Here is a 23,902-nt window from a genome sequence, read left to right on the forward strand (position 1 = left end):
CTTATAAAAAGTTATAGCGCTGGATTAGCGGCATTTTTGCATTGATTTACTATTGTCTTTTCCTAATCCGAATTATTCACCGCTAGATTTAGTGAGTCGTCTTAAGTGACTTATGTTTAGTCTGATAGGATCGTTATTGCTAAATTATTAATAGCCCAAATTTGGGCAAGCTTGCTTTCTCCTCATTCATCTGCTTCGTTGGAAAAAACTTGAAATAGGGAACTATTCCTTCATTTTTCCCGCCTTGCAGCTAAACGAGGTTTTAAGCATGAATAATCCGGGCTAATAGGAGGAGCTTCTGCTAAAGATTAATTTTTACGCAGCTGGAAATCTATGGCCTTTAATTTTTTACCAGACGCAGTTTCCTCCTTGAAACAATAATTTTTTATAAAAAAATAGTTTGACTTCTATACCATTTTTAAAACTATGAGGAGCATTAAATTTTTACTGTTGTTTCTGCTTGTAAACCCCATTTTGGGCTTAAGAGCACAAGAAAAACCCAACCTTTTAATTATTCACACGGATGAGCACAACTACAAAACCATTGGGGCCTATCGGGAATTGCTTCCGGCCAACATAGGGAATCCCTGGAATGCGACAGCGCATATTCCAACCCAAAATCTGGATCGCATAGGGAAAGAAGGAGCCATTTTGACGAACCATTATGTCAGTTCCCCCACCTGTACGCCCTCTCGGGCTTCTTTGGTGACCGGTAGGTATCCCTTTGCCACCGGAGCACCACGCAATGATCGTCCCATGCATGGGGATATGCAAACTTTTGCCCATGTATTGAAGGATAATGGATACAAAACGGCCTATGTTGGAAAATGGCATTTGGAAGGACAGGATCCGGAAACTTTCGGGGCAGGCCGGAATTTTGGCTTCGATAATATTGACTGGAGAATTGAAAAGGAGCACTGGACTTATTATGATATTAGTAAGAATCCTCCGGGAACTATTTGGACACCGGATGATTTACCCGCCGGAAAAGATGAAGACCATGTGGACATTGAACATGCCTCTGATTTTTTTACGGATAAGGCCCTGGAAATTATGGGGCAGAATGTGACCGATGGAGATCCCTTTTGCTTAATGATTTCTATTCCGGACCCCCATACCCCGAATCATTCGCCCAAACGTCATGTGGAGTGGAGTCAGGGAGTGGGCTTTTCCGAACCGGAGACCATGACTTACGCCAACGAAAACGGAAGACCATTCTGGGCTGATAAAGCGAACAATAATGATGTGGGCGAGGACGGGAAATATCATGAGTTTGACGAAGACTATATGAAGGAGTACTGGGGAATGGTCGCCGGCGTGGATGATAATGTGGGCCGGATGCTCGATTTTCTGGACGAACAGGGCATTGCCGACAATACCATCGTCATTTATACCGTGGACCATGGCGATATGCTTTTCGAGCATAGCCGGATCAATAAGGGCGTCCCCTACGATCCATCGGCCAAAGTGCCTTTCTTAATTCGCTATCCCGATCGTATTCCTTCGGGGAAAATCATCAGTACGCCTATCGTCAATGTGGATGTGGCTGCCACGGTGCTAGGCTTGATGGACATGCCGGCCATGACCGCCATTGACGGGGTGGACCGCTCCGATATTTTGGTGAGTACTAATTTAAATGAGACCGGAGACAATACCATTTTCGTTACTGAAGATGCTTCCTGGTGGGTGAGTGCGATGAATCAGCGCTATAAATTGGTGTTGAATAATAAAGAAACGCCCTGGCTGATCGATCTGGAGAACGATCCGCAGGAATTACATAATGCCATTGATGAAGCGGGCAATATGGCCATTGCCCTGGAATTAGAAGCAGAGCTCAGAAGGCAGATGGTGGAATATAACGAGCTGTACGGGGCAGGAACCAAATTTTTACAGTGGATTACCGAAGGTCCGGAAATTCCGGAATTGCCCACGGTGGAGGAGTCCGTATTGCCATTAAATGAAACCCTTTTTGGTTTTGAGGGCAGCGCCATTATTGATGATACCCGGAAAGATTGGGCGTTTAACGATATTACCGCCTATACCACTGAGCTGGCTGCCACCGGTTCACAGAGTTTAAAGATCAGTCATACCGCTGCTTTATCAGCAAATGCGGCGGCACATGCACCTGCGGGAGCGGTGCAGCTTAAAGCGGGCATCTATACGATCAGAATGAAAGTTTGGAAAGAAGCGGGCAGTGCGATCAATCGCTTGCGGATTAACTTTAAAAACCCCGGGCATAGCCTGGACCCTATTAGCCTGGCCGGCATAGCCGATGGGCAATGGGTGGAAGTGGAGAAAGTTTTTGATTTTGGAGGAACTACAGCGGAGGGAACTTTGTCCATCGTTATCCAGCCGGGAGACACCAATGGGGGGGCTAATTCCAATCTTTATATTGATGACATTACCATAGAGGAAGGAGGAGATCCCAATGCCGGCAATGTGCAGGATAGTGAACCATTTGATGCTACGCTCTTCGGATTTGAAGGTCCGGTCAAAATTGATGGCACGAATAAAAACTGGACGGTAGGCAATGGATGCGCCATTTCTGCCTCTGAATTTCATGGTGGAGCGCATAGTCTTTTCTTTTTTGAAGAAGGTGCTGCCCATGGCCCTAAAGGGGCAGTACGTTTGGCCGCTGGCGACCACATTTTCCGGGCGATGGTGAAAGTGCCGGAGAATAGCCGGGTGAATCGTTTCAAGTTCAATCTGAAAGATCCGAATGTGAACAATACCGTCGACATTCGTCATTTGCCACGTGGGGAATGGCAGGAGGTGAAGTTCAAGGTGACTTTGGAGTTGGGCATGGCCTACAGCGGAGCGGTTTCCATTTTATTGCAGTCCGGTGATTTGGCCGATGCTGACACGGAACGAAGCACGGTTCAATTCTATTTGGATGATATTTCGGTGGAATCTTTTGATGGCGGCATTCCGGACCCGACCTATAATTATCTGGCAGAGGATTATTATGGTTTTGAAGCGAATGAGGTTTTCAGCTGGAATATTACCAATAATCTGGCCCCCTATTTTGAAATTTCCGAAGAGCAGGTTTTTGAAGGACAAAAGGCTTTGAAATTTATGGGAGCCGAAGATTTAGTCTCGGGAAATAAGACCTTGTCTGCTGCTAAAGGATCGGTTAAAATTTCCGAAGGGGCTTATATGTTAAGCACACAGCTTTATATTCCTGAGGGGACAACATTATCCGCCTTGCGGGTATTGGTAGGCGATGCCGCTACCGAACAGTTGATCATCAGTACGGCAGATATTGCCAAAAATGAATGGGTGGAAGTCAGTGGCAAGCTGGATTTTCCCCGCGACTTAAGGGATTCTGAAGACGGACATCTTAAGATTCGTGTGATGGGTGCAGATGTAAATGAAGGCCATTTTTATATGGACAATTTTAGATTGTATGGCCCGACACCGGCCGAATTGGTTCCGGCACTTTTGGAAGAAGCCCGGGAAGCTTTGGCCATCGGTTTTGTGGAAGGAGACCATGCCGAGCATGTTACCGCAGATTTAGACCTGCCGGCGGAAGGTTTGCACGGTACCTTGATCCGCTGGGAAAGTGAGCTGCCCGAAACCATTTCTAAGAAAGGAATCGTGACCCGTGCGGCAGAAGCTGCTACGGTGACGCTCACCGCCACCATCATTAAAGAAGGACAAAGTGTGGAGAAGACTTTTGTTTTAAGTGTATTGGCACTTTCGGAGGCGGAGCAATTAGCGATTGCGCTGGAAGCCCTGAATTTGCCGGCCATTGTTCGGGAAGATATCGAATTACCAACGATCATTGATTTTGGCGCAAGCGTGGAATGGACTTCCTCTGCCCCTGAATTTTTATCTGAAACGGGAGTGGTAAACCCACAGGCACAAGAAGTAAAAGTGACTATGACCGCCCTGGTGACCCTGGGCGAATTGCAGGAGGAAAAGGTTTTTGAGGTCACCATTCCCGCGGCATCAGTTATTCCACCGGCCAAGGATTATAACTACTTGCATGAGGACTACTTTAGTTTCGAAACCACCGACCCTTATGGGGCCTGGTCGAATAATAGCGGAAGTGTTTTTTCCGTCACGAATGAAAGGGCACTGCATGGGGCCCATGCCCTGAAAGTGACCAATGCGACTGCTGATAATGCACAGGAAAACACTTTTAGTCCCTTTGGCAGTATGAAGCTGGAAGCCGGGGAGGAATATGATTTGAAATTCCATCTGTATATTCCGGCAGATTGTGAAATGAGCGAATTTACCTATACCTATGGTTCCAAGGGCACGGATTTAGTCATTGGCAGCACGACGATGAGCAGTTTGGAAAAAGACAAATGGGTGGAAGTTTTGGTGCCTTTTGTCGCTTCCGACCAGTGGGGTGAGGAAGGCAGAATAGGACTTAGGGTTAAACCTTCAGAGGGGGTCGGGACGATTTATGTTGATCAAATTCAGGTGCTGGGCTATGAACCGGAAGTGCCCGTGATCATTGATAATCTATTGGACCAAAACTATTTTAGCTTTGAGACTAATGATCCTTTTGGCGAATGGGCCGGCTTAGCAGATACTGATTTTGATATTTCCGATGAAATGGCTTTCCATGGAAGTAAAGCGCTGCGCGTAAGCACGACCGGCACGACTAGTCAGCATAATATTTTCTCTCCACGAGGAAGCCTGACATTAGAAAATGGGAATGATTATACCTTCAAAGCACAGGTGTATGTGGAAGAGGGAAGCCTCCTCAATGAATTGCTTGTCCTGTATGGGGATGTGGTGGCGGTCTATCCTTTTTCATTGGCCAACCTTACAAAAGGGGAATGGAATGAGCTGTCTTTTGATTTCACTTTGGAGGAGGACTTAACCGATCGGGGTCGCCTGGGCTTCCGTTTGAAACCGAATGAGGGAGCCGGTTTAATTTATATCGATCAGGTTGAAATTTGGGGAGAAGTTTCGGCCCCGGATGAGTACTATACCTTATCGGTGACTAATGGGACAGGATCCGGAGATTATGCCGAGGGAGCAACCGTTACAGTGGAGGCTAACGCAGCAGCTGCCGGTGAAGTCTTTGCCAGCTGGACCGGAGATCTTCATTTAATACCAGAGGTGGATGCCAGCCAGCCAAGGATTTCTTTCGAAATGCCGGCCGCTGCAATAAATTTAACGGCAACTTATTCGGCCATTCCGACCTACAGCTTAAAGGTGGAAAATGGTTCCGGTAGTGGGGATTACGCCCAAGGAGCGCAGGTCACCATTATTGCGAATGCCCCGGCGGCAGGTACTTTATTTGAGAAGTGGACGGGAGATCTTGAATCAGCTGGAATAGTGGATGCGAAGGATGAAATCCAGACCTTCTTTATGCCTGATCAAGATATTAGTCTGAAGGCAACTTATGCCCCTGTTTTATCCGCGGAGGAGATCAGCGGTTTGCGCCTGTATCCAAATCCGGTGGAAAGCCAATTACGATTGGAAGGTACAGGCTTACAAAAAGTGGAAGTAATGAATCTGAATGGTCAGTTGATGGGCGTATTTGAAATTTCCCATGACACCGCTATACTGGATTTATCTCACCTTCCTGCCGGGCTATATTTGCTGAAAATACAAGCTGCGGACGCCCGCATTTCCCTGCAAAAAATTATAAAGCAATAATGGTTTAGTCTGAATTGCCCGGAGGGATCTTTACCATTCCTTCGGGCAATTTTTTGCTTCCCCGATCTCTAAGGGGTAGAGGCTTATTTTTTTTATTATATGGAAATTAGAAAGATACTTTTTTTAATCATCGGCTGCCTGGGAATCTTCCCTTCAGCAATGGCCCAGTATTTCCCTCATACTGATCCCGATAACAAGGAGCAATGGGTATTTCAGCCCCTGCATTCCGATGAATTTGAGGGAGACTTTGATCATGACAAATGGCATCAGCAAGGACTGAATGGCACCTTTTACAATAACTTTAAAGGCCGTTACATACAGGATTTTCATCCGAAAGCCATCAGCGTGGAAGGCGGAAGGCTTAAACTCCGCACCACCTTTGAAAATGGCCGGGTGATTTCCGGGGCGGTCATCTCCAAAAATCTTTTGAAATACGGCTATATGGAGATTAAGTGTAAAGCCGCCAATGGCCCTATTTCTAGTGCTTTTTGGGCAGTAGACAATGCGAATAGCGGGGAGATCGATGTCTTTGAGCATTTTCCAAAAAAATATCATCAGACTGAGAATGATCCGCAAATGGCGAAAACGATGCAGATGTCCATTCACAACTGGCAATTGGAGCGGCCGAGAGGAGATGACTGGAAGAATAAGATTTGGACGCATAAGCACCTGATGGAAGCGGATTATACGGCTGATTTCCATATCTATGCCCTGGACTGGAGCCCGGAAGGCCTGAGGTTTTATCTCGATGGGAAGCTGGTGCGGGAGATTAGCAGGGAAGAAGCCGAAAAAATTAAATTTGGCTACAATGGCTATGGGACGGATGAACAAAATGCGCGTCCGCCAGTGCATGCCTGGTGTGTGGTGGAGCCTATGCGCATCTGGATGGATAGTGAGTTGTTTTTTGGAAATGACCTGGATTTGCTGGGCCCCGAGGATTATGAAAATGTGGTTTTTGACATTGAATATATCCGCACCTGGCAAAGGGAGCAGCTCCCTGATGATGCCGTTAATCGTCAAAATAATCTGGTCCTGAATGGGGAATTTGAAAATGATCTTGACGGATGGGATTATCAAAATGCCCACCAGGCAGAAATGACTACCGCCGGAGATCAAAAACACAATAATCCCAAAGGCATGAAATGCGCCGTACTGTCTGGTTCAAAAGCCAGGATCAGTCAGGAAATTTTACTGAAGCCCAATACGCATTATGTCGCCACCGCTTATATGCGTTGTCCCAATACCACGGGTACGCTCGAACCTGCCTGGCGCAATACTGGAATTTGGCATAATGGCTTTTTAGGAATAGAAAATGAACAGGGGGAGATCCGCAATCAGTTAATGTTTCACCACTGGTGGCAGTCTTACAGCATCGCTTTTTCCACCGGTGCCGTCGCCGAAAAAGTAAATCTGTTTTTTACTAATTATGATTTTAACCGTCCCGGCCATGATCCCGGAGTGGAGGTCAGACTGGATAATGTGACTTTGGTAGAAGTGGGAAGTATTGCTTGTGAGGATAATCTCATGGGAAAAATTTGCGATCCGGGATTTGAATCTGGTACACTCGATTCCTGGCTGGCGAGTGGCCCTTCTGTAACGATTACCGGAGACCCGACCGAGGTGGCGGCCGGAAACTTTTCAGCCAAAGTTCAAAATGGGACGCTACAACAATGGGTTTATGGCTTGACTGCCGGACAACCATATGAGCTTGCAGCAAGTGCCAAATGCGCTCCCGGACAGCAGGCTTTATTATCAGTGTCGTATTTCGGGGGAGAGGAGGTCAAGCTTCCGGTCAGAGGTTCGGATTATCAGACCTACCCACTCTCTTTTAGTCCACAGGCTTCGGATTCAGTTTTGGTGATGGCAACGGTCAGTGGGCAGGGCGCTTGTTATTTTGATGATTTTTTGCTGAAGGATAAGCCGCTCGAACCTCCCTTGAAGGCGGAAAGCAGGGCGAGTCGTCCATTTGTTTATCCTAACCCAAACAAGGGCTTCCTGAATATACAATTGCCCAAACCCCATGTGCATGCCAAGGTCGTACTGCGAACGATGAATGGACAATGCCTGCAGGAGTTTGAATTTGGGGAAGGGAAGGCGTGCTTCACCCTGGATTATCCGGCGGGGATTTACCTTTTGGAAATATATACTGCAGGGCTTTTTTGGGGTGAAAAAATCATTCTAAAATAGAAGGCAACCTATGAAAATAGGCCTGGAGGGCGTTTATGAGTCATTTTTAACCCCCTATAAGTCATTTTAGCACTTTCAAACTATTACTTTTTTTCAAGGGAATCCCGAATTTTAGATCATCAATTCAGCCCGGTGTTCAGGCCTTGGAGGAGGCATATAGTGCGGGATGAAGATTAGTGTTTGATATCGTTTAATTATTTTTTTATGAAGCGTTTTGTTTTGACTCTTTTGGGCGTTGCAGCGATGCAAATGTCCATTGCGCAGGATAAGGGGATTTTGGGACATGCCGAAAGCCCACATGTTAAGTTGAAAAGTATAAATATTGGAGATTGCCAATGGACTGAAGGTTTTTGGGCAGATAAATTCCATGTTTGTGAAGAATCTATGGTGCCTTATATGGGTCAGGTTTTGAAAGGGGATGTAGGCCATGCCTATAACAACTTCAAAATTGCCGCCGGGATGAAAGAAGGGAAGCATCAGGGTATGCGTTGGCATGATGGAGATTTTTATAAGTGGATGGAAGCGTCTATGTATGTTTACGCACAGAATAAAGATCCGCAAATCCTTAAGGATATTGATGAATGCATCGCCGTTATCGCGCAGGCCCAGGAAGAAGATGGTTATTTGCAAACGCAGGTACAGTTGAATCCGAAGGTGGATCGTTATGAAAATCGTAAGTACCATGAGATGTATAATACCGGTCACTTGTTAACCAGTGCCTGTATTCATTACCGCATCACCGGTCAGCGTAACTTCCTGGATATTGCCATTAAGCATGCCGACCAGTTGTATTCGGTCTTTGGTCATGAGAATAAGCATTATGCTCGTTTTGGTTTTAACCAAACGCAAATCATGGGATTGGTGGAAATGTACCGGACCACCCGTGATGAGAAATACTTGAAATTGGCCGAGCGATTCATTAACAATCGTGGTAAATATAAGGTAGAAGAAACCCCGACTACCGAAGGTTATCCTATCGGGGATATGGTACAGGAGCGTACTGCCCTTCGTGAAGCTGATGAGGCGGTAGGACACGCAGTATTGGCACTTTATTACTACGCAGGTGCGGCGGATGTAGTGGCAGAAACCGGTGAGCAGGAATTATTGGATGCATTGAACCGTTTATGGGAAAATGTGACCGAGAAGAAAATGTATGTAACCGGTGCTTGTGGGCAGGCGCACTATGGTGCTTCTACCAATCGTGATATGATTGAGGAAGGCTTCATTGATGAGTACATGATGCCGAACATGACCGCGTATAATGAAACTTGTGCGAATGTGTGTAACTCCATGTTCTCTTACCGTATGTTGGGGCTGGAAGGAAAGTCTAAATATGCGGATGTAATGGAATTGGTATTGTTCAATAGTGGATTGTCCGGTATCAGCTTAGAAGGAAAAGATTATTTCTATTCGAATCCTTTGCGTATGGTTGATGGTGCTCGTGACTATAATCACCATAATACAGAAACGCCTCACCGTGAGCCATATTTGGATTGTTTCTGTTGTCCTCCAAACATTGTGCGTACGGTGGCGAAAATGTCTGCATGGGCTTATAGCTTACCTAAAAATGGGGTGGCAGTCAACCTTTATGGTGGAAATAAGCTGGAAACGAAATTGCAGGATGGATCTAAAATTGCTTTGACACAGGAGACCAATTATCCATGGGATGGTGCAGTGAAAATTACTTTGGATCAGTGTAAGAAGGGCGAGTTCGATGTTATGCTTCGTATTCCGGACTGGGCCAAAGGGGCTACCGTGAAGGTGAACGGTGAAGCGGTAACAACAGCAGTAAATGCCGGTGAGTTTGCAACGATCAATCGTAAGTGGAAAAAAGGAGATGTGATTGATTTAGATATGCCAATGGAGACGGTATTCATGGAAGGCCATCCACGTATTGAGGAAGTAAGAAATCAGGTGGCAGTGAAACGCGGCCCGGTTGTATACTGTATCGAAACTCCGGATCTTCCGGCAAACGCAAAAGTATTGGATGTGTATATCGATGGTAACGCGCCACTGAAAGCGAACTACAAAGGAGACTTCCTGGGTGGAGTAACCACTATTGAAGCGAAACTGAAAATCCGCGAAGATAAAAAAGACGGGATGTACCGTCAGGTAGGTAAGCCGGTATGGAAAGATTATACCGCACAGTTGGTACCTTATTTCAGCTGGTCTAACCGTGGAACAGCAGAGATGACCGTATTTATGCCAGTAGTTTGGTAATCAACAGTATGTAATATTTCCGTTTTATAGTTCAAAGGGGGTGCTGGTCAGGTACTCCCTTTTCTGTATAGCCTCAGGGGAAGAATGGAGTTTGGATGGATGACGGCCACTGGCTGCTTTGCTCTGGCTGATGAGGTGATTTTTTTATATGAAATCTTTTTTTACATCTAATTTCAACATCATGATTACGAAGTATCGATTTTTAAGTATTTTTTTATGTCTTTCTTTTTTGATGTCCTGTGTAAAATCACCTGAAGAGGTATTGCCGGGGGATGATGACAAGGAGGTAGAAGAGCCCCCAAAGGTGGAAGAACCGGATGAGGAGGAAATGCCGGATATCTTTGAAACGGCTCACTTCTTTACCGCGCCCACGGCTCTGGATACCGTCACCTTTGAGGGTACCAGTAGTGCAGACATCAATAATTTAATGCAGCAACTTTCTCAAAATGGCGGGAGTGTTATTCGTATTCCACAGGGGCAATATCTTTGGGAAGATATTATCCTGAAGTCCAATATTCACCTGGTCTTTGAATCCGGGGCGGTGGTGAAGCCGGAGCGCAGTACTACGCGCAGAATTTTTAATTTAGGTGGAGATGGTGGAGGAGATAACGGTCGTATTGAGAATGTAAGTATTGCCGCTTTGGATGAGCGCTTTACCGTGGATATGAACGATGCCGCTTATTCAAATGAAAAGATTCTGGTTTGTCGCATAGGCCGTATAAATAATTTTAGTATTTCAGGATTTAATATTCGTGACCGACGTTCGGCAGTAGCTTCTATTTGTTTAGTTTTTGTAGGAAATACCTCCGAAAGGAGTCCATTCCCAACCAATGGCGCAATCACCGATATCAGCCAGACCAATGCCCATACCGGTTATGGCTTGATCCAGTGTTATAGTGCAGACCATGTGCTTTTCAGGCAATTAGATTGTGAGGGTGGAGTGACGCTTCGTATGGAGACTGACGACCGGGTGATGAAAGATGAAATTAAGTTTGGAGAGAAAGAAGGCGGAATACATGATATTTTTGCCTATGATATTAAATGTAGCAAAGGAATTGGCCCGGTGATGTTCTCTCCGCATTTCACTACCAACGGGGAAGTAACCATTCAAAAAGTGGAGGCCACGGCTTGTGCTTTTGCTGTTCGGGTGGAGCATGGGTTTATTGAAGTATTTGATGAAGATAGCCAGTTCCCCACCAATGACGATGCCAACCGGGAATTGTTTAAACAATTTATTGAAAACCAATTTGATCTGCCGGCAGGCGTAAGCGCCACCTCAGGCAACCCTTATAAGCGAAATAATGGACAGCAGTGGGCGGTAAGATTATCCTCGGAAGGATCTATGGCCAGTAGAAACGCTTATATCTCCGCTCAATTGGGGAACCTTCAGGCAGGAAGTTTCCTAACCTCCAGTGTGCGCGATATTAAAGCCATTTACGGAAGTTTTGGTGCAAAAATTAAGCAGAACCAATTGGCCTATATCCCTTGTGATCAATGGTCAAAGATTAAAAATCCAACTACTTCTTTAGGGATGCCTAACGGTTTTGAATATCATGGGCCTTCCATGGCTTTGAGCATCAATAATACGAATGGAACGGCCATAGGTGGGAATTATGCCGTCTTTTTATATCAGGAATCGATGGAAGGATTTCCGGCTAACCATTTGCAGCATATAAAACATGATACCCCCTTGCAGTGTACGGATGCCCCGAATACGATTACAGAATATGTGGCTAGTTTTAAAGGGTAGGAAGGTGATTTTTGCCACAAATTTCACAAATTATTATTGATTTTTGTGTTAGGGAGTTGTGGTGATGATTAGAACCACGAATTACGCCAATTCCACTAATGAGTGTTTGAGGATTAGGAGTGATGATTTTAGCCACGAATGTCCCTAATGTGCTCGAATGTTTTATTAGAAAAGGGGCATTCACAGGCAATTAGTGCTTTTTTGAAATATAGTGAAGAAATTTCCCCTCCAACAGGACGGCCTTGATCAATGGGCGAAAGGAGAATGCTTGGGTTGTCGAATTCGAATTCATCACAGCGACATTTCAACTGATCATTAGCTAGTTTACCGCTCTATGCAAATGTCGCCTTGGTGGATTCCGACAGCCCGGGCATTATCCCGCCAACATTGCTCACAGCCTTGATTTTTTTGTTTCGTTTTTCATCAAGAAAAAATGAAAAGAAAGGTTCAGGGAATGTATTTTTGGAACCACAAATTACCCCAATTTCACTAAATTAGTGTTTGAGGATCAGGGGTGATAATTTTAGCCACGAATGTCCCTAATGTGCTCGAATGTTTTTTTAGAATAGGGGCATTCACAGACAATTAGTGCTTTTTTGAAATATAGTGAAGAAATTTCCACTCCAACAGGATGGCCTTGATCAATGGGCGAAAGGAGAATGGATGGGTTGTCGAATTCGAATGCATCACAGCGACATTTCAACTGATCATTAGCCAGTTTACAGCTCTTTGCAAATGTCGCCTTGATGGATTCCGACAGCCCGGGCATTATCCCGCCCACATTGATCACCGCCTTGATTTTTTATTTCGTTTTTTATCAAGAAAAAATGAAAAGAAAGGTTCAGGGAATGTATTTTTGGAATTACGAATTACCCCAATTATTGTATGAGGAATAGAAGTGGTATTTTTTTCCACAAATTTCACAAATTATTATTGATTTTTATATTGGGTAGTTGTGGTGATGAATTGAACCACGAATTACGCCAATTCCACTAATGAGTGTTTGAGGATTAGGAGTGATGATTTTAGCCACGAATGTCTCTAATGTGCTCGAATGTTTTTTTAGAATAGGGGTATAGATGAGCCATAAGTGATGTTTTCGAAATAAATGGTAGAAATTTCCACTCCAACAGGATGGCCTTGATCAATGGGCGAAAGGAGAATGGTTGGGTTGTCGAATTCGAATGCATCACAGCGACATTTCCACTGGTCATTAGCTAGTTTACCGCTCTTTGCAAATGTCGCCTTGATTGATTCCGACAGCCCGGGCATTATCCCGCCCACATTGCTCACCGCCTTGATTTTTTGTTTCGTTTTTTATCAAGAAAAAATGAAAAGAAAGGTTCAAGGAATGTATTTTTGGAATCACGAATTACCTCAATTATTGTATGAGGAATAGAAGTGGTATTTTTTGCCACAAATTTCACAAATTATTATTGATTTTTGTGTTGGGTAGTTGTGGTGATGATTAGAACCACGAATTACGCCAATTGTACTAATGAGTGTTTGAGGACCAGGAGTGATGATTTTAGCCACGAATGTCCCTAATGTGCTCGAATGTTTTTTAGAAAAGGGGCATTCATTGGCAATTAGTGCTTTTTTGAAATATAGTGAAGAAATTTCCACTCCAACAGGACGGCCTTGATCAATGGGCGAAAGGAGAATGCTTGGGTTGTCGAATTTGAATGCATCACAGCGACATTTCAACTAATCATTAGCTAGTTTACAGCTCTTTGCAAATGTCGCCTTGATGGATTCCGACAGCCCGGGCATTATCCCGCCCACATTGATCACCGCCTTGATTTTTTGTTTCGTTTTTTATCAAGAAAAAATGAAAAGAAAGGTTCAGGGAATGTGTTTTTAGAACCACCAATTACGCCAATTCCACTAATGAGTGTTTGAGGACCAGGAGTGATGATTTTAGCCACAAATGTCCCTAATGTACTCGAATGTTTTTTTAGAAAAGGGACATCCCCAGGCAATTAGTGCGACCTCAGTCTTACGCCCGTCTTATAAGCTTCTTAAATAAAATTGCGAAGAAAGGTATTCCGTTTTGGTTTGGAAGGGCATGGAAAGTCATAGTAAAAGAGTACCCCGAACGTTTTAAGGAAACAAAATCCTGAATGGTTAAAATAGTGCAGGTAAAGGGATAAATACCTCCATTTTATCAGGAAGGGAAAAGTTACCTTTGGTACAGGATAAAAGATATTCATTATGCATTTTTTAGCGATAGTTTTAATCATTTTTGCGAGTTTCTTTCAGGGCTCTTTTGGTTTGGGAATGAAGCATATGGCGCCATTGAAGTGGGAGGCTTGGTGGTTGGTACATTCATTTGTAGCCATGATTTTGATGGTAATGGCGTGGTCTTATATCGCCGTACCTGAGACATTTACGATTATTAGCCTGACGGATCAGTCTGTACTATTTTATGCCATGTTATATGGCTTCTTATGGGGGATTGGCGGTATTCTCTTTGGGGTGAGTGTGGAGTATACGGGAATTTCGATCACCTATGGTATTGTAATGGGATTGGCCGCTTCGGTCGGATCCATCATTCCATTGTTCCAGATTGAAGGTGCTACTTCTGAACCTTCCTTTTATATTGTGTTGGCCGGTGTGGGGCTATTGCTCGTGGGCGTGTTAATTACCGCTATTGCCGGGGTGAAGCGTGACCAGTTATTACAAGGCGAAGCGGATACAAATGTGCAGCAAAAATCCATTAAAACAGGGGTATTGATTGCCGTTACCAGCGGGGTATTGTCTGCCTTTTTGAATGTAGGTTTTTCTAACGCAACGCCGGTGGCGGAGATGGCCATCAATGAATTCGGAGCAGATCCGAAAGATGCCAGTCTGGTCGCCTGGGCAGTGGTACTGATCGGAGCCTTCATCATGAATGGCGGTTATGCATTATATAAATTGACTCGTAACAAAAGCTGGTCATCCTTCAAAGTAGCCAATAGTAAAAAAGCCTATGGCTGGGCGATTTTAGCCGGTTTGTTCTGGTTCGCCGCCTTGGGTGTTTATGGTCGTGGTGCTGCTTTAATGGGGCCTTTGGGTCCGGTAATTGGCTGGCCGATGTTGTTAGGTTTAGCATTGATCATTAGTAATATTTGGGGATATCGTTCAGGAGAGTGGAAAGGCGCTAAAGGACCATTTAAGATTTTATTAATGGGCTTGGCAGTACTGATTGTGGCGACCTGTATCCTGGGTTATGCCAATATGGAATAGTTTTTTAAATAGGAAAGCGGAAAGCGATGAAGATTGTTGATATACAGCCCTGGGTGATTGAACAGGAGCTAGAAAATCCATTTTATTTTTCTCAGTGGCATTATGCCAGTCGTAAAATATGTCTGGTAAAAGTAACCCTGGAAGATGGTACTTATGGCTGGGGGGAAGGATACGGTCCGGCAGATGTGATAAAAGCCGGAATCGAATTCTTTAAACCTCATATTCTTGGACAGAATGCACTGGAGACGGAAACCATCTGGCAGATCATGTACCTGCGTTCCCTGGATTTCGGCCGGAGTGGCATTTTCCAGGCCGCAATCGCAGCTATTGATGTGGCCCTATGGGATGTGAAGGGCAAAGTTTTGAATCAGCCGGTATCCGTGCTTTTGGGTGGGGTGAAAAACCCGGTGATTCAGCCTTATGCCACCGGCTTTTATTTCACTGATGCACCAACGATGGAGGAAGATTTCATCAAGGAAGCCGAATTGTATAAACAACAAGGCTTCAAGGCGGCGAAGATGAAGGTGGGCCTTGGTTTGGAAAAAGATGTTTACTGGGTCAACTTCCTGTCCAAAGCGTTGGGAGAGGATGTACGCCTGATGATTGACGCCAACCATGGGTATAATTACCGGGAGGCTTATGAACTTTGCCGCCAGATTGAGCATTTAAATATCGGCTGGTTTGAAGAGCCTGTTGCTCCGGATGATTATAATGGATATAAAAAGCTGAGAGAAAATACCAGCATCCCGATTGCCGGAGGGGAATGTGAATACCTGCGACACGGATTCCGCCGATTGTTCGAGAATGATTGTGTGGATATTGCACAGCCGGACATTTGCGCAACAGGCGGATTGACAGAAGTGAAGCGCATCGCCACCCTGGCCCAGGCTTATCATAAAGATATCGTTCCTCACTCCTGGGGTACCTGGATTGCCATCAGTGCAGCTGTACACCTGGTCGGGAACCTGGATCAGAACCCGGGACGTATGAACCGGGAATGTCCGATGATCGAACTGGACCGGACGGAAAATCCACTGCGGGATGATGTAGTAAATCATTCTTTAAAATTTGATAATGGCTTTATACCGGTGCCGGACGCACCAGGTTTAGGAGTAGATGTTAATCAGGAATTTTTAGAAAAATATGCAAGCAACAACACAACCATCAGCGGCGAGTTTGAAGTACGCGCATAAAAACTTATATATCAATGGGGAATTAGTTCCTGCCACCGGTGGAGCAACCTATCAATTGTTGTCTCCGGCCACAGAGGAACCGATTGCCACCATTTCCTGGGCGCAAAAAAGCGATACGGAAGCCACTTTGCAGGCCGCAAAGGAAGGCTTTGCTTACTGGTCAAAATTGCCGGTAGCAGAGCGGGTGGAGTGGATGCTGAAATTGCGTACCCGCATTCTGGAGCGTGGTGATGAGCTACGTACCGCCATTATGGATGAAATGGGTAAAACATGGGAAGGTTCAGAGGAAGATTTGGTGAGTATCACCAATGCGCTGCAGTTTTATGCAGACGAAATCTCTTCCCGCAAGTCCTTTGAAATCGCCGATAAAGAGGGCACCCATCAGCACGAAATCGTGTCGCAGCCATTGGGGGTTGTAGTGGCCTTTTTGGCTTACAATTTCCCACTGCTGAACATGGGCTTTAAATTAGGTCCGGCTTTGGCCGCAGGTTGTAGTATCATCATGAAGCCTTCGGAGTCTTCCGCGATTTCAGCCTGTCTGATCGGGGAGATTGCCCATGAAATTGGTTTCCCGAAAGGGGTGATCAATGTGCTTTGCGGAAATCGTCAGAATGTGGGCATTCCGTTGTGTGAATCTAAAATTCCGCAATTGATCACCATGATCGGTTCCACCCGTACAGCACAGAACCTGATTGTTCAGAGTAGCCAGACTTCCATCAAGCGTTTCAGCATGGAGTGCGGGGGCAATGCGCCTTTCATCGTGTTTGAAGATGCCGATATGGACGAAGCACTGGCCATTGGAGGCGGGGTGAAGTTTGGAAATTCCGGACAGATCTGTGTGGCACCGAATCGTTTCTATATTCACAAATCCAGGTTTGACGCTTTCGTTGAAGGCATGGTAGCCAAGGCACAAAGCATGAAAGTAGGCCACGGACGGGAAAACCAGCCGGATATGGGGCCTTTGGCCAATAAAGCTTCCGTGGAGAGTGTGCATGCCATTGTAGAGCAGGCCGTAGCGGAAGGCGGAAAAATATTGCATGGTGGGGCTCCTCTGGAAGGTCCGGGCTATTATTATCCACCAACGGTAATTGTTTTGGATAATCCCGAAGCAGCCGTATTGCAGAACGAAATCTTTGGTCCGGTAGCCCTGATTTGTGCTTTCGAAACCAAGGAAGAGGTGATCAAATATGCCAACTCCGTGGATGCCGGTCTGGCTTCTTATGTTTTCACCGAAGACGAAGCTTTACAGCAGGAAATGGCCATGGCTTTGGAATTCGGGGAAGTGCAGATCAATGGCGTGAAGTACGATATCTATTTGCCACACATCGGGGTGAAAGATGCCGGCATCAGCATGGATTGCTCTTTCATGGCATTGGATGATTATCTGCAGAAGAAAAGAATCACTAAAAAATTATAATATGCAGCAGCCTGAGCATTTTATCAGTTGCGATTGGGGCACGAGTAATCTGCGCCTCCGACTGGTCGATAAAAATTCGCTGGAGGTGCTGCAGGAAAGAAAAAGTAATGTTGGCGTGAAGTCCCTGAATCAGGACTTCCGCCAGCAAAACGAACAGTCACAGACTGAATTTTTCTCCCAGTACCTTATTCAGGAAATTGAAAAACTGGTCGGCAATGAAACCGCTTATCAGGTGGTGGCTTCCGGCATGGTTACTTCCACCCTTGGCCTGAAGGAATTACCCTATGTGGCCGCACCTTTTGCGGCCTCGGGAGAAACCCTTTACCGCGAAGCTTTGCCTTTGAATGAGCGATTGCAGCTGATTCTGGTCTCCGGCGTACATGATGATGCCGGGGTGATGCGGGGGGAAGAAATTCAGGCCGTAGGACTGGCAGATGTGCTGAATGTGAAAGATCATGGCGTTTTACTTTTACCCGGAACCCACAGTAAACATATGAGTTTTGAAGCCGGCCATTTCACCCGTTTCAAAACCTTTATGACCGGGGAGTTATTTGACCTGATCAGCACCAAAAGTATTCTTTCCGCTTCGGTAAAAGCCGGAGATTTTGACGAAAAGGCCCGCACCGCATTTTTGAGAGGAGTCGCCAAAGCGGCCGAAGGACAAAGCAGTGCTTCCTTATTCTCCATTCGCGCGTTGGATCTTCTGCAAAAGACCACCGCAACAGAGAACTTCTACTTCCTGAGTGGTTTGTTGATCGGCGAAGAGCTGCGCTATCTCCAGCAGGAAAAGCAGGCCATTGCGGTGGCAGCCTCCGGCATACTAGAGCAGCTTTACCGTCTGGCGCTGACCACCATAGTGGAAGATCAGCAACGCCTGACCTTCATCACCGCCGCACAATTTGAACATGCCTTCCTTTTAGGCCAACGAAAAATTTTAGCAACTTATGAGTAAATTTCACTGGGAAAAATTCAATGCCTGCCCGGTGGTGGGAATTGTAAGAAATCTGGATCAGGCCACTATTGACCGCCTCGTGCCCGTTTATCTGGCCGCTGGCCTGAGCACCCTGGAGGTCACCATGAATACGCCTTCCGCTTTAGAGCTGATTGCCGACATGAGTGAGCGTTATCCGGAAATGAATGTCGGTGCCGGCACGGTCTGTACACTGGAAGATCTGGAAAGTGCTTTGCAGGCCGGTGCCCAATTCATCGTGACGCCCATTATGAATGAGGAAGTCATCGCGACCTGTGTGGCGAATCAGGTACCCGTATTTCCGGGCGCCTATTCCCCGACTGAGATTTATAAAGCCTGGACACTGGGCGCCAATGCCGTAAAAGTATTCCCGGCTACGCAGTTGGGCACCACCTTTATCAAAGACATTCTGGCGCCTTTGAATACCATCAAATTATTGCCCACTGGTGGCGTAACCGCAGACAACATCACGGACTTCCTGAAGGTGGGTGCCGTAGGCGTGGGAATGGGTTCTTCCTTATTGCCCAAAGACTTAATGGTGGAAGGCAAAGAAGCCGAATTGCGTCAGCATTTCGACAAGATAGTGGCCGCCACAAAAATAGCCTTGCCACAACCGGTGTAGTAGAAGTATTCGGGGGCCCTGCGCAAGCGCAGCCGGGCTGGCGGCGGTCGCTTTTACCGGCGGAAAATCTTTGCTGTTTTCGTTTTTAAGGTCCGCCGGTAAAGAGCTCCACAAACGGCTGCCGCCTCCGCCTTCATCCCTGGCCCGAAAGCTTTGTGGAAGTTTTCAGCCTTGGAAAGCACATTTTACTTCCAATCAGAAAAATATTGATTAAAAGACACTGTTGTTTATTCTAATAATCATTAGATACTAATTTTGTGATATGTTTGGGCCCTGTGTGACTGTTGCACAGGGCTTTATTTTTGACTAGAATTTTTGGTTTCAGAAACTGACAGGTTGATTAATGTTTCTGGATAATAGTGGGTCAAAATAATAATTCCAGGATCGGTGTATTTTCGGTCAATTTTGATGAAGTAGGGCGTAAAATTCACTCATAATTTTCGGTAATTTTTTCTCAAATTAGTAGTGGAATTAGGTTAATTATTAGATGTATGAAAAACGTTGTAAGATTTTTTCTGGCTTTATTATTTTTACCGCTATGCTTCAGTGCCCGGGCGGAAAAAAAGCCCAATATCGTACTGATCATCTGTGATGATGCAGGCTTTGCTGACTTCGGCTTCCAGGGGAGTAAGATCATGAAAACACCTCATCTGGATAAAGCTTGTGCTTCCGGAGTGCGTTTCGCAGAGGGCTATGTGACTTCAGCCGTTTGTGCGCCTTCCCGTGCCGGGATTATCACCGGTCGCTATCAGCAGCGTTTCGGCTACGAGCAGATCAATATCATCGGATATATGGATAAAAACTCCGCCCTCAAGGGAGAGAATATGGGCTTGCCGGAAAGTGAAAAAACTTTGGCCAACTATTTAAAAGAAGCAGGTTATGCCACCGGATTTTTCGGTAAATGGCATTTGGGTGATGGCGATCAGTTCCACCCGACTAAGCGTGGTTTTGACGAGTTTATCGGTTTCCGTGATGGTAGTCGGAGTTATTTTGCCTATCCGGAAAAAGAATTGAAGAAGCCCCATATGAAGTATAAGCGAATGGAGTGGGGCTATAAGAAATTTAAAGAACCGGAATATTATATGACGGATCTTTTAGGGGATGAAGCAGCCAAATTTATCGAAAAACATAAAGAAGGTCCTTTTTTCGAAATCGTATCCTTCAATGCGGTGCATACACCATTGGAATATTTGCCGGAGGATACGGCTCAATTTCCGGAACTGAACGGTAAGCGTAAAGTCCTCGCGGGTATGACCCTTGCCCTGGACCGTGCTTGTGGAACGATCTTCAATAAACTGGAAGAGTTGGGTTTAAGTGACAATACCATTATCGCCTTTGTTTCGGATAACGGCGGTCCAACGGATAAAAATGCGTCCTGCAATCTGCCTTTGAGCGGTACCAAATCCAATTACCTGGAGGGAGGCATTCGAGTTCCGTTTTTCATGACTTGGCCAGCAGGCTTCCCCGCTGGTTTAACCTATGATCAGCCGGTTTCTACCCTTGATTTCGGTCCAACTTTCCTGAAAGCTGCCGGTTTGAAAGCCCAAGATTACAAGATCATGGATGGTAAAGACCTCAAGCCCTTTGTGAATGCCGTTACACCAAATGCCCCTCACGATGAGTTGTACTGGAAAAAAGCCGAGCGTGCTGCTTTCCGTGAAGGGGACTGGAAACTGATCCGCTATGCAGATCGTCCGGCAGAATTGTACAATATTGCCGAGGATATTTCCGAAACCAATGACCTGGCATTGACTTATCCGGATAAGGTGAGGAAAATGTATAAGAAAATATGGGAGTGGGAAAGACATCATCCTGCACCACTGTGGATCATCGACCGCAAGTGGGATGTGTATGATCTCGAACGTATGGATAAATACCATCTTAAATAGCACCAGTAACGATCATCTTGATATAATGATTACAGCCTTAGGGAAGCGATTGCGTTCACCTAAGGCTTTTTTTGTTCTATAATTTCCTTATACCCTGAATGATGATTTCAAATGCAACATTTTTGGATTCTAATAATGGGTCACGGCTTTTTCATAAAACTACAATTGGGAAAATTATAGGAATGATCTGGTTCCCAATGAGCGTCTATTTGATTTGAGCGCTAGTTTATGGGTTAGCTTTCTATCTTTTTAGCATTGACTTCATAATATAAAATCTTCCGCTTCAACAATCCGACCTTGATTTTTTTTGTCGTTTTTTATCAAGAAAAAATGAAAAGGAATTTTGTAAAGTTTGGGGTGATGGAGAGGACTTTTAAACCTGAATTGCTCCAAGTCACACGAATTATTTTGAAGGTGGATTGACTAATGCGCTTTGCTGTGGAAACTTACGATCACAACGATCCGTCTTGCTTAATTTTTTATTTTACTTGTTTTGGATGAGAAGTTGGAAAGAAGATTTTTTGCCACAATGCCATGAATGCCACGAATGATTTTTAGAATGAAGGTAACTACGAAACCTTCCATTACAATAATCGGCCTTGATCAATGGGCGGTTAGGCAAGGGTTCTGGTGGCGACCAGAAGGCATCACAGCGACATTTCTTCAAGATTTTACCAGTCTCCACCCTGTCCAAATGTCGCCTTGATGGATTCCGCCAGCAGGTTCGTTGTCCCGCCGACATTGATCACAGCCTTGATTTTTTGTTTCGTTTTTTATCAAGAAAAAATGAAAAAGAAACGTTTGATGATTAAATATTGGGCTATAATAAATCAAAGAAAGTAGATTATAAAAACCTGAAATTTAGTTGATTAAACTTAGTTGGTAAGTTTAGCGGTGAATAATTCGGCTTAGGGCTTTGATGGTCACAATGGTTTGATGGCCTCCGGAAGAGATCAAAGCCTTGATATTTATTTAGTTTTTTATCAGATAATGAGAGAGAGCGGGGGAGTCACAGCCCGTTTTGAAAAATATCAAGGGAAGATCCACTATCTTTATGAAAAAGCTGCGTCCTATTATTATCTTTGTTAGTGAAACGAGTAAAAAATGGGTCAACTTAAAAAGGCATTACCGATAGGATTACAATCTTTTTCCAACATCAGGAAAGAGGATTATTTGTATGTGGATAAGACAGACCTTATTTACAAACTTGCCCAAAACCGGGGCTATTACTTTCTTTCACGACCTCGGCGATTCGGGAAATCCATGCTTTGTTCAACTATGGAAGCCCTGTTTAGCGGTAAAAATGACCTGTTTAACAATTTATTTATTGAAAACCACTGGGATTGGTCCGTCACTCATCCGGTCATTCGGCTGGACATGAGTGCGACTAATTATAGCAATTTGCAGGCCGTAAAGAATAAATTGCAATTTGTATTAAAAGAAAATGCCCAACTTCATCAGATTCAATTAGAAGAGGGACCTGATCAGGCCAGTGTTTTTAAGTCCTTAATATTTCAGCTTTTTGAAAAGTATCAAAAGCAGGTTGTCATTATCGTAGACGAATATGATAAGGCGATTCAGGATACTTTAAACAGGGAAGGCCAACTTGCTTCCCAAGCCATGGATGAATTAAGAGGGTTTTATAGTGCCATTAAAGCTTCGGATGATTATATCCGTTTTTGCTTTATGACAGGCATCACTAAATTTACTGGTATGGGCTTGTTCAGTGGCGCCAATAATTTCGAAGATATTTCGCTGGATCCGGCCTATTCCTCTATTTGTGGATTTACTCAGGGCGAGCTGGAGCAGGGATTTGGTGATTACTTTGAGCCTTATGATATGGAGTTGGTAAAGCTCTGGTACAATGGCTATAATTATCTGGGTGATTCAGTATACAATCCCTTTGATATTTTACTCTTTTTGAAGAAAGAAGGAAGTTTCCAAAATTATTGGTGGCAAACCGGAACCCCCTCTTTTCTGGCGCGATTATTTGAAAAAGGAGAGTACCATCCACAGCAGTTGGGACATTTGGAACTGCCGGCTGAGGAGCTTCACCATTTTTCTCTTAAAAATCTGAATTTGGTCTCTTTGCTTTGGCAGACAGGCTATCTTACCATCGTGGAAACTATCGAGGAACCCTTTGGAGGGCAGAGCTTTGTGCTTTCTACCCCTAATCGTGAAGTGCAGCGTTCACTGAATGCGTTGTTTTTGACTAGCCTGACCCATCTTCAGCAAAATGCTCAACATCAACAGCAAAATGCACTTCGGGCCATATTTAATCATGATATGGTGGCTTTCGAACATTCGATCCGAAGTATGTTTGCAGCCATTCCTTACAATAATTTTGTACAAAATAACCTACAAAAATTTGAGGGATATTATGCTTCCGTGATGTATTGTTATCTTTTGGGGCTGGGTTTAAAAACTTATACCGAGCAGCCCACAAGTCAGGGGAGAATAGATATGGTCATGGAAACGCCAACTCATATTTACATAGTGGAGTTTAAGGTTACGCCTTCAAAACCCAGGGAAAATGAACAAGGGGAAGCCATACAACAAATTATAGATCAGCAATATTATCAACCTTATTTAAATGATGGTCGGTCGGTGGTTTTGCTGGGGATGCACTTTAGCGAGCAGGATCGTAATTTGAACCATTTTGAGGTCCTGGACTGGAATTCCTGAAGAAGTAAATAGGGATAAAGCCTATCTGTAATGTGTGCAAGAAATCGGTCTGAGGTAAGCGGTTGAACTGCACTGATTGGTCTTCTTCAAAAGAGATGGAGAACAGTGGTTTATCCCGG

General features: G+C 44.8%; 11 protein-coding genes. All 11 read left to right on the plus strand.

Annotation, left to right across the window (positions count from 1 at the left end; genetic code table 11):
- Nucleotides 1–426 precede the first annotated feature (426 nt).
- Nucleotides 427–5,622 carry a sulfatase-like hydrolase/transferase gene (locus AAA970_RS23550; protein ID WP_338239343.1) on the plus strand — a complete coding sequence of 1,732 codons (5,196 nt, stop codon included), beginning with the start codon at nucleotides 427–429 and terminating at the stop codon, nucleotides 5,620–5,622.
- A gap of 99 nt (nucleotides 5,623–5,721) precedes the next feature.
- Entirely contained in the window at nucleotides 5,722–7,809 is a 2,088-nt protein-coding gene (locus AAA970_RS23555) for a family 16 glycosylhydrolase (RefSeq protein ID WP_338239344.1), read from the plus strand.
- Between the two features lie 204 nt (nucleotides 7,810–8,013).
- Complete coding sequence (locus AAA970_RS23560) at nucleotides 8,014–10,029, plus strand: glycoside hydrolase family 127 protein (protein ID WP_338239345.1); 2,016 nt, start codon at nucleotides 8,014–8,016, stop codon at nucleotides 10,027–10,029.
- Between the two features lie 181 nt (nucleotides 10,030–10,210).
- On the plus strand, nucleotides 10,211–11,779 hold the full coding sequence (locus tag AAA970_RS23565) for a hypothetical protein (RefSeq protein WP_338239346.1): 1,569 nt from the start codon (nucleotides 10,211–10,213) through the stop codon (nucleotides 11,777–11,779).
- A 2,214-nt stretch (nucleotides 11,780–13,993) separates the two neighbouring features.
- On the plus strand, nucleotides 13,994–15,007 hold the full coding sequence (locus AAA970_RS23570) for an L-rhamnose/proton symporter RhaT (RefSeq protein WP_338239347.1): 1,014 nt from the start codon (nucleotides 13,994–13,996) through the stop codon (nucleotides 15,005–15,007).
- Nucleotides 15,008–15,033: 26 nt separating this feature from the next.
- A complete protein-coding gene (locus AAA970_RS23575; RefSeq protein ID WP_338239348.1) occupies nucleotides 15,034–16,200 on the plus strand; it encodes a mandelate racemase/muconate lactonizing enzyme family protein in 1,167 nt (388 codons plus the stop codon).
- A complete protein-coding gene (locus AAA970_RS23580) occupies nucleotides 16,151–17,617 on the plus strand; it encodes an aldehyde dehydrogenase family protein (protein ID WP_338239349.1) in 1,467 nt (488 codons plus the stop codon). Before AAA970_RS23575 ends, AAA970_RS23580 begins: the two co-directional genes overlap by 50 nt.
- 1 nt (nucleotide 17,618) lies before the next feature.
- Nucleotides 17,619–18,569: a 2-dehydro-3-deoxygalactonokinase gene (locus tag AAA970_RS23585; RefSeq protein ID WP_338239350.1), complete on the plus strand. Its 951-nt coding sequence runs from the start codon at nucleotides 17,619–17,621 to the stop codon at nucleotides 18,567–18,569.
- Nucleotides 18,562–19,209: a bifunctional 4-hydroxy-2-oxoglutarate aldolase/2-dehydro-3-deoxy-phosphogluconate aldolase gene (locus tag AAA970_RS23590; RefSeq protein ID WP_060689997.1), complete on the plus strand. Its 648-nt coding sequence runs from the start codon at nucleotides 18,562–18,564 to the stop codon at nucleotides 19,207–19,209. Before AAA970_RS23585 ends, AAA970_RS23590 begins: the two co-directional genes overlap by 8 nt.
- Before the next feature lie 491 nt (nucleotides 19,210–19,700).
- On the plus strand, nucleotides 19,701–21,098 hold the full coding sequence (locus AAA970_RS23595; protein ID WP_338239351.1) for a sulfatase-like hydrolase/transferase: 1,398 nt from the start codon (nucleotides 19,701–19,703) through the stop codon (nucleotides 21,096–21,098).
- Nucleotides 21,099–22,202: 1,104 nt separating this feature from the next.
- Nucleotides 22,203–23,783 carry an ATP-binding protein gene (locus tag AAA970_RS23600; RefSeq protein ID WP_338239352.1) on the plus strand — a complete coding sequence of 527 codons (1,581 nt, stop codon included), beginning with the start codon at nucleotides 22,203–22,205 and terminating at the stop codon, nucleotides 23,781–23,783.
- The last annotated feature ends 119 nt before the right edge of the window (nucleotides 23,784–23,902 follow it).

Source organism: Persicobacter diffluens (assembly GCF_036244895.1).
GTDB classification, from domain to species: domain Bacteria; phylum Bacteroidota; class Bacteroidia; order Cytophagales; family Cyclobacteriaceae; genus Persicobacter; species Persicobacter diffluens.

Coding starts and splice junctions, on each gene's coding strand:
- AAA970_RS23555 (WP_338239344.1), top strand. CDS start 5,722: ATGGAAATTAGAAAGATACTTTTTTTAATCATCGGCTGCCTGGGAATC.
- AAA970_RS23595 (WP_338239351.1), top strand. CDS start 19,701: ATGAAAAACGTTGTAAGATTTTTTCTGGCTTTATTATTTTTACCGCTA.
- AAA970_RS23590 (WP_060689997.1), top strand. CDS start 18,562: ATGAGTAAATTTCACTGGGAAAAATTCAATGCCTGCCCGGTGGTGGGA.
- AAA970_RS23580 (WP_338239349.1), top strand. CDS start 16,151: ATGCAAGCAACAACACAACCATCAGCGGCGAGTTTGAAGTACGCGCAT.
- AAA970_RS23560 (WP_338239345.1), top strand. CDS start 8,014: ATGAAGCGTTTTGTTTTGACTCTTTTGGGCGTTGCAGCGATGCAAATG.
- AAA970_RS23575 (WP_338239348.1), top strand. CDS start 15,034: ATGAAGATTGTTGATATACAGCCCTGGGTGATTGAACAGGAGCTAGAA.
- AAA970_RS23565 (WP_338239346.1), top strand. CDS start 10,211: ATGATTACGAAGTATCGATTTTTAAGTATTTTTTTATGTCTTTCTTTT.
- AAA970_RS23550 (WP_338239343.1), top strand. CDS start 427: ATGAGGAGCATTAAATTTTTACTGTTGTTTCTGCTTGTAAACCCCATT.
- AAA970_RS23585 (WP_338239350.1), top strand. CDS start 17,619: ATGCAGCAGCCTGAGCATTTTATCAGTTGCGATTGGGGCACGAGTAAT.
- AAA970_RS23600 (WP_338239352.1), top strand. CDS start 22,203: ATGGGTCAACTTAAAAAGGCATTACCGATAGGATTACAATCTTTTTCC.
- AAA970_RS23570 (WP_338239347.1), top strand. CDS start 13,994: ATGCATTTTTTAGCGATAGTTTTAATCATTTTTGCGAGTTTCTTTCAG.